Origin of the sequence: Microbacterium meiriae, assembly GCF_040685015.1 — a bacterium.
Classification (GTDB): Bacteria; Actinomycetota; Actinomycetes; order Actinomycetales; family Microbacteriaceae; genus Microbacterium; species Microbacterium meiriae.
In genome coordinates, this window is record NZ_JBFBHD010000001.1 from 31,892 (window position 1) to 45,240 (window position 13,349).

At 71.1% G+C, this 13,349-nt stretch carries 12 protein-coding genes; 3 read left to right on the top strand and 9 right to left on the bottom strand.

Going from position 1 to position 13,349, the window contains the following annotated elements:
- Positions 1-107: 107 nt before the first annotated feature.
- The 4 genes from hisH to AB0N68_RS00175 all read right to left on the bottom strand — a co-directional run bounded on the left by hisH (position 108) and on the right by AB0N68_RS00175 (position 2,881).
- Positions 108-743: an imidazole glycerol phosphate synthase subunit HisH gene (hisH, locus tag AB0N68_RS00160; protein WP_259954184.1), complete on the bottom strand. Its 636-nt coding sequence runs from the start codon at positions 741-743 to the stop codon at positions 108-110.
- Positions 740-1,357 (bottom strand): imidazoleglycerol-phosphate dehydratase HisB, encoded by a 618-nt coding sequence (gene hisB, locus AB0N68_RS00165; protein WP_060922523.1) that lies wholly within the window; start codon positions 1,355-1,357, stop codon positions 740-742. The genes hisH and hisB overlap by 4 nt, the downstream gene beginning before the upstream one ends.
- A complete protein-coding gene (locus tag AB0N68_RS00170) occupies positions 1,354-2,448 on the bottom strand; it encodes a histidinol-phosphate transaminase (protein WP_370428498.1) in 1,095 nt (364 codons plus the stop codon). The genes hisB and AB0N68_RS00170 overlap by 4 nt, the downstream gene beginning before the upstream one ends.
- Before the next feature lie 64 nt (positions 2,449-2,512).
- Entirely contained in the window at positions 2,513-2,881 is a 369-nt protein-coding gene (locus tag AB0N68_RS00175) for a LysM peptidoglycan-binding domain-containing protein (protein WP_187661886.1), read from the bottom strand.
- 283 nt (positions 2,882-3,164) lie between these two features.
- On the opposite strand from AB0N68_RS00175, the gene lexA reads away from it, so the two are divergent.
- Positions 3,165-3,851 (top strand): transcriptional repressor LexA, encoded by a 687-nt coding sequence (gene lexA, locus AB0N68_RS00180; RefSeq protein WP_259954186.1) that lies wholly within the window; start codon positions 3,165-3,167, stop codon positions 3,849-3,851.
- A gap of 64 nt (positions 3,852-3,915) precedes the next feature.
- Here lexA and metE read toward each other — a convergent pair whose 3' ends face one another.
- Positions 3,916-6,225: a 5-methyltetrahydropteroyltriglutamate--homocysteine S-methyltransferase gene (gene metE, locus AB0N68_RS00185; RefSeq protein WP_292795608.1), complete on the bottom strand. Its 2,310-nt coding sequence runs from the start codon at positions 6,223-6,225 to the stop codon at positions 3,916-3,918.
- A 21-nt stretch (positions 6,226-6,246) separates the two neighbouring features.
- The gene (locus AB0N68_RS00190) at positions 6,247-7,194 is read right to left on the bottom strand and encodes a methylenetetrahydrofolate reductase (protein ID WP_292795611.1); all 948 of its coding nucleotides are present in this window, start codon (positions 7,192-7,194) and stop codon (positions 6,247-6,249) included.
- 184 nt (positions 7,195-7,378) lie between these two features.
- Here AB0N68_RS00190 and AB0N68_RS00195 point away from each other — a divergent pair, with 184 nt between their 5' ends.
- Positions 7,379-9,241: a dipeptidyl-peptidase 5 gene (locus AB0N68_RS00195; RefSeq protein WP_292795614.1), complete on the top strand. Its 1,863-nt coding sequence runs from the start codon at positions 7,379-7,381 to the stop codon at positions 9,239-9,241.
- A gap of 11 nt (positions 9,242-9,252) precedes the next feature.
- Here the strand turns inward: AB0N68_RS00195 and smpB are convergent, their stop codons facing one another.
- The 3 genes from smpB to ftsE all read right to left on the bottom strand — a co-directional run bounded on the left by smpB (position 9,253) and on the right by ftsE (position 11,815).
- Complete coding sequence (smpB, locus tag AB0N68_RS00200) at positions 9,253-9,729, bottom strand: SsrA-binding protein SmpB (RefSeq protein ID WP_050722832.1); 477 nt, start codon at positions 9,727-9,729, stop codon at positions 9,253-9,255.
- Between the two features lie 68 nt (positions 9,730-9,797).
- Positions 9,798-10,712, bottom strand: coding sequence for a permease-like cell division protein FtsX (gene ftsX / locus AB0N68_RS00205; protein WP_363331913.1), 915 nt, complete (start codon positions 10,710-10,712; stop codon positions 9,798-9,800).
- Complete coding sequence (gene ftsE / locus AB0N68_RS00210; RefSeq protein WP_292795623.1) at positions 10,709-11,815, bottom strand: cell division ATP-binding protein FtsE; 1,107 nt, start codon at positions 11,813-11,815, stop codon at positions 10,709-10,711. The genes ftsX and ftsE overlap by 4 nt, the downstream gene beginning before the upstream one ends.
- Before the next feature lie 174 nt (positions 11,816-11,989).
- Between ftsE and AB0N68_RS00215 the strand changes: the two genes are divergently transcribed.
- A complete protein-coding gene (locus AB0N68_RS00215; protein ID WP_292795626.1) occupies positions 11,990-13,333 on the top strand; it encodes a DUF2510 domain-containing protein in 1,344 nt (447 codons plus the stop codon).
- Positions 13,334-13,349 lie beyond the last annotated feature (16 nt).

A 13,349-nucleotide genomic window follows, 5' to 3' on the forward strand; every position in this document is an offset into this window, starting at 1 on the left:
CCTTGGTTCGGGTGGGTCTGCGGCCCGAGAGGGCACGAGAGACGAGGGTAGTCCGCCGCGGGGCGCGGGACAAACCGCATGACGCCCGGCGCCGACGCGGCCCCGGATCAGAGGCTCTGCACCCAGTTCCGGAGCAGCTGGATGCCGGCGTCTCCGGACTTCTCGGGGTGGAACTGCGTCGCCGAGAGCGGGCCGTTCTCCACGGCCGCGAGGAAGGGACCGCCGTAGGTCGCCCAGGTGAGCACGGGCTGGGGGAACGGCGGGATCACATCGAGCTCCCAGGACTGCGCCGCATAGGAGTGCACGAAGTAGAAGCGCTCCTGCTCGATCCCGCGGAACAGGACGGTGTCCTCCCCCGGTTCCACGGTGTTCCAGCCCATGTGCGGCAGGACAGGGGCGTTGAGCTCCGTCACGGCGCCCGGCCACTCGCCGAGGCCCGCGGCGTCGTGCCCGCGCTCGACGCCGTGCTCGAAGAGCACCTGCATGCCGACGCAGATACCCAGCACCGGTCGACCGCCCGCGAGACGACGGCCGATGATCTCGTCACCGCCGTGAGCCTGCAGGGCGTCCCGCACGGCCTGGAAGGCTCCGACGCCGGGCACGACGAACCCGTCGGCCTCGAGCGCCTCGGTGCGGTCGCGCGTGAGGACGGCGTCGGCTCCCGCGGCGACGAGCGCCTTGACCGCGGAGTGGACGTTGCCGGATTCGTAGTCGAAGACGGCGACCCGGGGCGCGGCGCTCACAAGGCTCCCTTGGTGGACGGGATGCCGTCGACGAGGGGATCCAGCGCCTTCGCCTGACGGAACGCCCGCGCGAACGCCTTGAACTCGGCCTCGGCGATGTGGTGCGGGTCGCGCCCGCCCAGGACCCGGACGTGCACGGTGAGGGCGGCGTTGAAGGTGATGGCTTCGAAGACGTGCCGGACGAGCGATCCGGTGAAGTGCCCGCCGATCAGGTGGTGCTCGAAGCCCGCGGGTTCACCCTCGTGCACGAGGTACGGGCGACCGGAGATGTCGACGACCGCCTGCGCGAGCGCCTCGTCCAGGGGGACGAGGGCGTCGCCGTAGCGGGAGATGCCGGACTTGTCCCCGAGCGCGGCGAGGATCGCCTGACCGAGCACGATCGAGACGTCTTCCACGGTGTGGTGCGCGTCGATGTGGGTGTCGCCGGACGCCCGCACGGTGAGATCCGTCAGCGAGTGCTTCGCGAACGCCGTGAGCATGTGGTCGAAGAACGGCACCGAGGTGTCGATGCGGCTCGCGCCGGTACCGTCCAGGTTGAGCTCGACCTCGACGGTGGACTCCGACGTGCTGCGCACGCGGCTCGCGGTGCGTGCGGTGGGCGCGGGGATGGTCATGATGCCGATCCTATCGAGGCCAGGGCGTCCAGGAACGCCGTGGTCTCCGCCTCCGTACCGGCACTCACCCGCAGGTGACCGGGGATGCCGACGTCACGGACGAGCACGCCGCGATCGTAGAGCTGCTGCCAGGTGGCCTGCGGGTCCGCGACGCCGCCGAACAGCACGAAGTTGGACCACGAGAGGTGGGGCGTGTAGCCGAGGGCCTCCAGCGTGGCCGTGATCCGGTCGCGCTGCTCCACGATCTCCTGCACCATCCCGAGCATGACGTCGGCATTGCGGAGCGCGGCGACGGCCGCCGCCTGCGTCAGGGCGCTCAGGTGGTAGGGCAGGCGCACCAGACGCAGCGCGTCGATGAACGCGGGGTCGGCGGCGAGGTAGCCGACGCGGGCACCGGCGAAGGCGAAGGCCTTGCTCATGGTGCGGGAGACCGCCAGCCGCGGCCGGCCCTCCAGCAGAGTCAGTGCAGACGGGGCATCGCGCGGCGCGAACTCCTGATAGGCCTCGTCGACGATCACCACGCCACGGGCGGCGTCGTAGACGGCCTCCACCACGTCGAGCCCCAGCGGCGTGCCCGTCGGATTGTTCGGCGAGCAGAGGATCACGATGTCCGGGTCGGCCGCACGGACCTGCTCCGCCGCCTCCTCCGCGGTGACGGTGTAGTCCGGCTGCCGGGTGCCGGCGATCCACGACGCCCCTGTGCCCTTCGCGATGAGCGGGTACATCGAGTACGTCGGGCCGAAGCCGAATGCCGTGCGGTCCGGACCGCCGAAAGCCTGGAAGATGTGCTGCAGCACCTCGTTGGAGCCGTTTCCCGCCCAGATCTGCTCCGGCGTGAGGCCGTGACCCAGGTAGTCGGCGAAGGCCTCCCGCAGCGTCGTGAACTCACGATCCGGGTACCGGTTCACGTCCCGGATCGCCACGGCGATGTCATCGAGGATGTCGCTCGCGACCTCGTCGGGAACGGGATGCGTGTTCTCGTTCACGTTCAGAGCCACCGGCAGCGGGGCCTGGGGCGCGCCGTACGGGGTGAGTCCGCGCAGATCGTCGCGGAGCGGGAGATCGTTGAGGGAGAAGGTCACCCTTCCCATCTTAAGAGGAGCACGGAGAGCCGAGGTCATCGTGACGACCGGATCGGAAGACTCGGGCTCCGCGTCAGTCGGTGTAGCGGGCCGGGAGCGCGAGCTCCTGACCGACCTGCAGCTCGCCGCCGCGCAGGAGATTCATGCGGCTGATCTCACCGATGACCTCGCGTGGGTCGGCCTCGGGGGCGATGCTGCTCGCGATCGACCAGAGGGTGTCGCCGGGCATGACCGTGACGGTCTCGACGGAGACGGCCGGTGCGTCCGCGCCGGAGGCGATCGCACTACCCCCGCTGATGGCGGCGAAGGCGATGCCCGCCGCGAGCGGGACCGAGGCGAGCGCGAGCAGAGCGCGGCGACCGCGTGCCGTGATCCGCAGCCGGGTGGCCGGACGGGCCGATGCCGGGAAGGCGGTCGCGGTGCTGAGGCTGATGCTGCTCATGTCTGCTCCTTACTGTCCCGGCGCCGGAGCCCGGGGAGGTTGGCGTAGCTTTCGCATCCGCGCCTCGGCCGGGAGCCGTGGATGCGAAGCTACGTTCCGAAGATATCTTCGAGTTCGAACATCTGTCAAGCTGTCTTCGAAACCGCGGCCCGCGAATCGCCCGACACGCTCGAACAGATCTTCCAGATCCGCGCTTTTCTCGGATACGGTTTCGATAAGGACACCCCACCACGGGCCACCGACATTCGAAGCGGCACGTCGGATCACGCAGTGAAGGAGCACCATGAGCGACACCTCAGCCCTCGAGTCCGAGGCGCCGCGCACCCGCCGTCGCAAGAGCCTCAGTCCGAAGCAGATGGCGATCCTCGAGGTCATCCAGGGCTCCATCGCACAGAACGGCTACCCGCCGAGCATGCGCGAGATCGGCGATGCCGTCGGACTCAAGTCGCTGTCCAGCGTCACGCACCAGCTCGGTCAGCTCGAGCTCAGCGGCTACCTGCGGCGCGACCCGGGCAAGACGCGCGCCATGGAGGTCCTCATCGACCTTCCCGGCACCGGTGCGGAGAACCCCGCGGATGTGGCGACCCCGGTCGGCGACGCCGCCCTGGTCCCGCTGGTCGGCCGCATCGCCGCCGGCGTGCCCATCACCGCCGATCAGCAGGTGGAGGAGATCTTCCCGCTCCCCCGGCAGCTCGTCGGCAAAGGCGACCTCTTCATGCTCAAGGTCTCCGGCGAGTCGATGATCGACGCCGCGATCTGCGACGGGGACTGGGTCGTGGTCCGGTCGCAGAACACCGCGGAGAACGGTGAGATCGTCGCCGCCATGCTCGACGGCGAGGCCACCGTCAAGGTGCTTCGTCGTCGCGACGGCCACACCTGGCTGCTCCCCCGCAACTCCGCGTTCGAGCCGATCCTGGGCGACGAAGCCGTCGTGCTCGGCAAGGTCGTCGCGGTCATGCGCGCCGTCTGAGACACACGACGAAGGCCCTCCCGGTGCACCGGGAGGGCCTTCGTCGTCTCGCTGAGCAGGAGTGTCAGGCGGTGACCACCACGTCCTCGCGCACCCGGCGGGTGGCCTCGACGATGTTCCGCAGCGATGCCGTGGTCTCGGCGTAGCCGCGGGTCTTCAGGCCGCAGTCCGGGTTCACCCAGAGCTGACGGAGCGGGATCTCCTCGACCGCGCGACGCAGCAGGGACTCGACCTCCTCGACCGTCGGCACACGCGGCGAGTGGATGTCGTAGACACCGGGGCCGATGCCGTGGTCGAAGCCGACCTCGGCGATGTCCGCGACGACCTCCATGCGGCTGCGGGCCGCCTCGATCGACGTCACGTCGGCGTCGAGCGCACGGATCGCGTCGATCACGACGCCGAACTCCGAGTAACAGAGGTGGGTGTGCACCTGCGTGGCCGCCGCGGCACCGCCCGTCGCCAGACGGAACGAGGCGACGGACCAGTCCAGGTACGTGGGCTGGTCGGTCTGCTTCAGCGGCAGCAGCTCGCGCAGCGCCGGCTCGTCGACCTGGATCACCTGGATGCCCGCGGCCTCCAGATCGGCGATCTCGTCGCGGAGGGCGAGCGCGACCTGGTTCGCGGTCTCCCCCAGAGGCTGGTCGTCGCGGACGAAGGACCACGCGAGGATGGTGACCGGCCCCGTGAGCATCCCCTTCATGTGCTTCGCGGTGAGCGACTGGGCGTATGCCGACCAGGCGACCGTGATGGGCGCCGGGCGGGAGACATCGCCCCAGAGGATCGACGGACGCGTGGCTCGCGAGCCGTACGACTGCACCCAGCCGTGCTGCGTGACCGCGAAGCCGTCGAGGTGCTCGGCGAAGTACTGCACCATGTCGTTCCGCTCGGGTTCGCCGTGCACGAGGACGTCGAGGCCGAGGTCCTCCTGCAGGGAGACGACCGCGGCGACCTCACGGCGGAGGAACTCCTCGTAGTCGTCCTCGGGGATCTCGCCGCGGAGGAACTGCGCGCGTGCGCGGCGGATGTCTCCGGTCTGCGGGAAGGAGCCGATCGTCGTCAGGGGCAGCACCGGCAGGCCGAGGACATTCTGCGCCTCTTCCCGCTCCGCGTACGGAGCACGGGCGAAGTCGGCGTCGGTCAGCGCACGGGAACGCACCGCACCGTCGCGCACGCCGGGAGCGCTCAGGCGATCCTGCAGCGCAGCGGTCGCGGCGTCCAGCTCGGTCGCGATCGCCGTGCGCCCTTCGGACAGACCGCGGGCGAGGGTCACGACCTGCTGCACCTTCTGGTCCGCGAACGCGAGCCAGGACACCAGGCGCTCGTCGAGCGCGGTCTCGTCCTGCACGTCGTGCGGCACGTGCAGCAGCGAGGTCGAGGTGGCCGCGGACACCGGAGCACCGAGCGCGCGGAGCGCCGCCAGGGAGTCGAACGCCGCGGAGAGGTCGCCACGCCAGATGTTGTGACCGTCGATCACACCGCCGACGAGGGTCTTGCCCTCGAGGCCAGGCACCGCCTCCGGGACGGCACCGCGCACGAGATCGACGGCGATCGCCTCGATGGGGGCCGCGGCCACGGTCCCGAACGTCTCGCCGAGGCTCGCATACGGGGCCGCGACGAGGATCGAGGGGCGTTCCTCGGCGCTGCCCAGCACCGCGAGCGCGCGCTCCGCCGCCGAGGCGAGCTGGGCGGTCGTGGCCGGCAGCGACTCGCTGACGAGCGCGGGCTCGTCGAGCTGCACCCACTCGGCACCCGCGGCGCGCAGGCGGGCGAGCAGATCGACGTAGACCGGCAGCACGTCCTCCAGACGCGAGAGCGGCTCGAAGCCCTCCGGCGCGTCGTCCGACGCCTTCGCGAGCGCCAGCAGCGTGACCGGTCCGACGACCACGGGACGCGTGACGAATCCGGCGGCCGCGGCCTCGGCGACCTCGCGCACCAGCCGGTCGCTGGCGAGGGAGAACACCGTCTCCGGGCCGATCTCCGGCACGAGGTAGTGGTAGTTCGAATCGAACCACTTCGTCATCTCCAGCGGCGCGCGCTCCCCCTCGCCGCGGGCGACGGTGAACAGTGCGGAGAGTCCGATCGTCCCGTCCGCCTCCCGCAGGTCGTCGAAGCGCGCGGGGATGGCGCCGACCGTGGCGGCGGCGTCGAGGACCTGGTCGTAGAACGAGAAGGACTCCGGGATCGACGAGTCCGTGCGACCGAGGCCGAGGGCGGCCAGGCGTTCACGGGTCGCCGCGCGCAGGTCCGCTGCCGTCCGCTCCAGCTCCTGCTCGTCGATGCGGCCCGCCCAGAACGCCTCGACGGCCTTCTTGAGCTCGCGGCGGCGGCCGATGCGGGGATAGCCGAGGATGGTGCCCTCGGGGAATGCGGTCATGATGTTTCCTTTCGGCGGGGACTAGTGCCGGAGCGCCGGGACGATGCCGGCTTCGGCGAGGACGGTCAGGACGGTCTCGTGCTGGTTGAAGGCGTACAGGTGGACGCCGGGGGCGCCGCCGGCGACGACGTCGGCGGCGAGGCGCGCGGCCCACGAGATCCCGATCTCCCGGCGCCCCTCGGCGGTGGGCTCGACGTCGAGGGCGACCGAGAGCTCGCTCGGCAGGTCCTCCCCCGTGAGCTCCAGCACCCGGGCCAGCCGGGCAGGTGAGGTGATCGGCATGATGCCGGGAAGGATCGGGATGGTGACGCCGCCCGCTCGAGCTCGCTCCACGAAGGCGAGGTAGTCGTCCGGGTGGAAGAAGAGCTGGGTGATGGCGAAGGTCGCCCCCGCCGCCTGCTTGGCGAGCAGAGCCTCCACGTCCTGGGTGCGGTGCGTGGCCCGCGGGTGCCCCTTCGGGAAGGCCGCGACCGCGATGTCGACCTTCTGCCGGGGGCCCACCAGCGCGGCTCCGGGAAGGCCGGGGACCGGGGACTCCTGGTACGGAGCGCGTTCGGCCTGGACGCGATCGATGAGCTGCACGAGCTGAGCCGCGCTCTCCAGGTCGCCGAGGAAGGGCTCCGTCCGGCCCGCGGGCGGATCGCCGCGGAGGGCGAGGAAGCGGAGGATCCCGGCGTCGAGGAACTCCCGGATGAGCGCCGTGGCCCCGGCATAGGTGTTGCCGACGCACGTGAGATGGGCGAGGGGCTCGACGTCGGTGTGCTCGCGGATGAACCGCAGCACGTCGAGCGAGCGTCCCCCGGTCGAGCCGCCGGCGCCATAGGTCACCGAGAGGAACGCGGGTCCGGCCGCGGCGAGGTGACGGACGGTCTCGTGCAGGGCCTCCTCGCTCGACTCCGAGCGGGGCGGATACAGCTCGAAGGAGAACGGCACGCGGGAGGCGCGGGAGGCGTCGAACGGGGAAGACATCTTCTCTCCTGGGGACAGGGGCCGGGGTCCGCGCACGACGAAGAGCACGTCGTTCGCGGGCGGGTGCCGGGCTCGGCTGTCGCTCCACGTCCGGGATCAACCGGGCGTTTCCAGAAACCTAGAACACGCCCTCGGCCCGCCGCACGAGTGTGACGTCGTGTGTCACCGCCCGTAGGCTCGACGCATGTCCTCACCGTTCGGCTCCTGGGCTTCCCCCTTCACCGCCGCCGCCGTCGCCGGAGCGGCTCCCCGCATCGACGGAGCACGCTTCGTCGGCGATGAGGTGTGGTGGGCCGAGTCCGTGCCCGCCGAGGGCGGACGCGTCACGGTGCGCAGCTCGACGGGGGCGGAGATCCTCCCGGCACCCTGGAGCGCCCGCTCCCGCGTGCACGAGTACGGGGGCGGTGCCTGGACCGTCGACGGCGACACCCTGTACTTCGTCTCCGGCGCCGACCAGCGTGTGCACCGCATGGACCGCGGCGCGGAGCCGCGCCCCCTCACCGCCGCCGGCCCGTCGTACGGCGGGCTGCGCGTGCAGAGCGGCCGCCTGCTTGCGGTCCGCGAAGACCTCTCGGCCGCCCCGCACCGCCGCGCGATCGTGGAGATCCCCGTGGACGGCTCGGCCGCCGACGAAGCGGCTGCGGTGCGCGTGATCGCGGAGGGCACCGGATTCTTCGCCCACCCCGCTCTCTCGCCGGACGGCAGCCGGGTGGCCTGGGTCGAGTGGCAGGCGGACAGCATGCCGTGGGAGAGTGCCGCCCTCGCCATCGGGGCGGTGGACGGCGGGACCGTCACCCGCGTCCCCACCTCCGCGGCCCTGCAGCCGGAGTGGCGCGGCGACGACGCGCTCGTGTTCGCCGACGACGCTTCAGGGCGCTGGCAGCTCCAGCACCTCGCACTGGACGGCCTCCGGCTCGGCGCCTCGCGCGCGCTGAGCTCGTCGGACGCGGATACCGGATACGGCCTCTGGGTGCTCGGCAACCGCTGGTTCCAGGTCCTGGCCGACGGGCGCCTCGTGGCGGTGCGCACGAATGGACGCGACGAGGTGCAGCTCGTGTCCGCGGACGGCGAGACCCGGGCGATCACGGTGCCGGGCGACGGGCACCTCAGCGTGGACGACGTCGCCGGCTCCCGCGTGCTGCTCAGCGGAGACGGCTCGCGCGTGACCTCAGGCATCTGGTGCGTCGATGTCGACAGTGGGACCGTCGAGACCATCACCGGTGGCGCTCCGGTCGACGAGGACTGGATGCCGGGGGCGCAGCAGATCGTCGTGGAAGGGGCACACGGCCCCGTGCACGCGTTCGCGTATCCGCCCGCCGCGCCCGGAGACCCCCGCGGCGCCGACGGGGAGCTGCCGCCCTACATCGTGCTCGTGCACGGCGGTCCGACCGCCCATGTCACCGGTGCGGCCTCCGCCTCCATCGCGTTCTTCACGAGCCGGGGCATCGGGGTCCTCGACGTCAACTACGGCGGATCGACGGGATATGGACGCGCCTACCGCGACCGTCTGCAGGGACAGTGGGGCATCGTCGACGTGGACGACGTGATCGCGGCGGCCCGCGGCCTCGCGGACGCCGGGTTGGCAGACTCCACCCGCATCGCCATCCGCGGGGGCTCGGCCGGCGGCTGGACGGTGCTCTCCGCACTCGTCCGGGGCGGCACGTTCGCGGCCGGCATCAGCCGCTACGGTGTCGCGGATCTCCGGCTGCTCGCCGCCGAGACCCACGACTTCGAGGCGTCGTACCTCGACGGCCTCGTGGGTCCGCTCCCCGCGGCCGAGGACGTCTACATCGAGCGCTCGCCCCTGACGCACGCCGACCGCATCGACGTTCCGGTGCTGCTGCTGCAGGGCGAGGAGGACCGCGTCGTGCCGCCGTCCCAGTCCGAGGCCATCCGCGACGCTCTGGCGGCGAACGGCATCGACCACGACTACGTGCTGTACCCGGGCGAGGGCCACGGGTTCCGCAGCGCGGAGACCATCGTCGACGCGCTGGAGCGGGAGCTCGCGTTCCTCGGCCGGGTGTTCGGCTTCACGCCGAGCCTCTGAGCCGGCTCGGGCTACTCGCCGACCCTGTTGCGCAGGCGCATCGCGCGCTCGGCCTCGCGGGTGTCCTGACGCTCACGGAGGGTCTGGCGCTTGTCGTACTCGCGCTTGCCCTTCGCGAGGGCGATCTCGACCTTGGCGCGACCGTCCGAGAAGTACAGCTTGAGCGGGATGAGCGTGTACCCGCCCGCGGAGACGGCGTGAGCGAGCTTCGCGATCTCCTCCCGGTGCAGGAGCAGCTTGCGGATGCGCTTGGCCGAGTGGTTCGTCCAGTGCCCCTGCGAGTACTCCGGGATGTGCACGGCATCGAGGAAGACCTCGTTGCCCTTCACGAACGCGTACCCGTCGCTGAGGTTCGCGCGCCCCTGACGGAGCGACTTCACCTCGGTGCCGGTGAGCACCATCCCCGCCTCGTACGACTTCTCGATGTTGTAGTCGTGACGCGCGCGACGATTGGTCGCGATGACCTTCTCCCCGCGTTCCCTGGGCATGATGATCTCCTGTGCTGTGGTGCTGTGGACGGCTCGACAGCGGATCGGTCGAGCAGCCTTTCAGGGTATCAGGTGCGCAGCCAACGCCGGATCGCGAAGCCGGCCGAGAGCGCCGCGAGCACGACGCCGATCCCGACGAGGACCGGCACCACGAGGATCGCGTCCTGCATGGTCACCCACGTCGTGATGAACGGCACCCGTCCGCGGAGATAGCCGTTCACGCCGAAGTGCATGCCGGCGACGACCGCCGCGCTCGCGAGAGCCGAGCCCAGCAACGCGGCGAAGACGCCCTCCAGCACGAACGGCGTCTGGATGAAGCGGTTCGAGGCGCCGACCAGGCGCATGATCCCGATCTCCTTCCGCCGCGCATAGGCGGACAAGCGGATGGTGGTGGCGATCAGAAGCGTCGCGGCGATGAGCATGAGGACGGCGATGCCGACGGCGATGTAGGTCGCCACGGTGAGCGCGGAGAACAGCGGTTCGAGGTATTGGAGCTGGTCCTGGACCTGTTCCACTCCGGCTTGGCCGTTGAACGCCTCGGCGAGGACCTGCGACTGGCCCGGGTCCTTCATCGTGACGAAGAAGACCTCGAACGCCTGATCGGGCGAGAGCACGCTGGCCTGCTCCTCCCCGACCTGCTCGACGAGCTTGGCGTAGGTCTCCTCCTTCGTGTCGAAGGTCATGGAGCTGATGAGCGGCGACAATGCGTCGCCCTCGAGCTGGGCGCGCACGGCGGCGACCTGCTCCTCGCTCGCCGCGCCGTCGACGCAGGTGTCCGACTCCGACACCGCGGAGCACATGTAGACGGCCACCTGGGCGCGCTCGGCCCAGTAGCCGCGCATGACGCCGATCTGGGACTGCATGAGGATCGCGGCGCCGATGAACGTCAGCGACACGAAGGTGACGAGCACGACGGAGATGACCATCGAGATGTTGCGCCGCAGGCCGACGAGGGCCTCGGTCAGGATCAGGCCGATTCTCATGAGGTCGGGCCCACTTCCTCGTCGTCCTGGTCGGACAGCCCGAGGCGGTCGGCGACGCCGAGCTCGGCGACGTCCACCTCCGGGATCACGATCGGATGCGTGCGCGGACCGGCGGGCGCGAGACGCTCGGCAGCGGGCTGCGGCGCGGCCGGCGGCTGCACGACGTCCGGTGGTTCGACCACGCCGGGCTCCCGTGAGGGCTCCGGCGGCTCGACCACCTGCGGAGCGGGTTCGGCGGCGGGCTTGGTGACCGCGGGAGACGCGGCGGCGGCACGGCGCTGGGCGTCCAGCTCCTCCGCCAGGGCTGCGCGGACCACGGAGAGGTCGGCGGTCTGGCGCTGCACCTCCTGCACGGCCGTGAGGGCTGCGGCGGCCGCGGCACCGCGGACCTCCTCCGGCACCAGGCGCGGGATGTTCGAGGTGTCGCCGTATCCGCCGTGCACCTCGTCGCGGACCATCTCGCCGTCACGGAGCTCGATCACGCGGCGGCGCATCTGGTCGACGAACCCGGCCTCGTGGGTCGCCATGAGCACTGTCGTGCCACCCGCGTTGATCCGGGCGAGCAGCTGCATGATGTCGACGGAGGTCGCCGGGTCGAGGTTTCCGGTGGGCTCGTCGGCGAGCAGCACCTGAGGACGGTTGACGAGCGCCCTGGCGATCGCGACGCGCTGCTGCTCGCCGCCGGAGAGCTCGTGCGGCATGCGCTTCTCCTTGCCGTCGAGCCCGACGAGGGCGAGCGCCTCGGGAACCGCCTGCTGGATGAAGCCCCGGGACGAGCCGGTGACCTGCAGCGTGAAGGCGACGTTCTGATGGACGGTCTTGGACGGGAGCAGGCGGAAGTCCTGGAACACCGAGCCGATGTGCCGACGGAAGTAGGGCACCTTACGGTTCGCCAGAGCCCTCAGGTCGCGGCCGAGGACGGCGACACGGCCCGTCGTCGGCACGTCCTCGCGGAGGATGAGGCGCAGACAGGAGGACTTGCCGGACCCGGAGGCGCCGACCAGGAAGACGAACTCCCCGCGCTGCACCTCGAAGTCGACACCGGACAGGGCGGGCTTCGACGTCCCGCGGTAGCGTTTCGTGACGTTCTCGAACCGAATCATGGCGATTCGAGCCTAAGCGCGGCACGGGCGTCGCCCCGGCACGACACCCCGCCGCGCGGCACGCCGTGCCGCTCTTCCTCCTCCCCCGTCGGCCCACCGAGGTCCGCGCCCGCTGCTATACATGGAGTGTCGATTCGCGTCCACCACGCGAGCGCACACACGGAGGGGACCCCCATGACGACACCTGCCGGCTGGTACGACGACGGTTCCGGGCGCCTGCGCTGGTGGGACGGCCAGCAGTGGACCGAACACTTCGCGCCGGAGACCACCGCGACGCCCGAGGACACCACCGCTGCGGCGGCTGAGGACGCGGGCGCGGACAGCACTTCCGCGGAGAGCGCCTCCGCGGCGACTTCCGACGGCGCTCCCCCGGCGGAGGAACCGACCGCCGCAGCGGAGCCCTCCACACCCGAACCCGTCGCCGCCGAACGGGAGATCGCTCCGGACGAGCCCGCGACCGACTTCATCGTCGCTCCCGAGCCCGCGCAGGACTGGACGGCGCCCGCCAGCGGCGCGCACGACCTCCCCGGCGCGGCACCGATCGTCCCTCCGGCCGGTACCGACGGCGGCACGGCGGCCTATCCCCCCGCGGCACCGTTCTCCCCCGACCAGAAGCCGTATCAGGGCCAGGGCGGATACCCGGCGCAGGGTGCGTACCCGGGCTCGCAGAGTGGCGGCGGCTACCCGGGACAGGTACCGGGCGGACAGGGCGCGTACCCCGGACAGGGCGCGTACCCCGGACAGGCCGCCTATCCGGGCCAGGCACCGGCCACCGACGGCCCGAAGAAGATGTCGGTGCTCGGCCTCGTCGGTCTCGGGATCGCCGCGCTCGGCCTCATCCTCGCGTTCATCCCCCTGACGCTCCCGTTCGCCTGGTTCCTCCTGGCGGCCGGGTTCATCGTCTCGCTCATCTCCCTGTTCCTGAAGGGCACCAAGTGGCCGGGGATCACCGGCCTCGGGGTGTCGGTGCTCGGCGGCATCGTCGCGATCGTCGTGAGCATCTTCTTCGTGCTGGCCGTCGCGAACACCGTGCGCCCGGTCACGCTTCCCGACTACGACGACGGCACGAGCCAGAGCCCGGCGCCGGAGACCGACGACACCGGCGACGCGGGTACGGGTGAGGTCGCCGAGGGCACGCTGGGCGAGCCGGTCGCCGTGCCGCAGCTCGAGGGCACGGCCGAGGTCACCATCCGTTCCGCCACGTTCGGACCGACCAACGGCACGGACTTCGAGGCCGCCAACGGCGGCTATCTGTTGATCGACGTGGCCTGGGAGACGCTCGACGGGACGACCTACGTCAACCCGCTCTACTTCTCCGTCGAGACGGCCGACGGCGTCGAGGGCGACTACGACATCTTCGGCGACGCGACGCTCGAGTCCACGGAGCAGAACGCCGGGACGACGGCGGAGGGCACCGTCTCGTTCGACGTCGCCGAAAGCCCGTCCTACGTGATCGTCATCACGGACGAGATGCTGCAGGAGGTCGCCCGCGTGACCGTCGAGGCGTCGGCACGCTGATCCTTCCGCACCACAC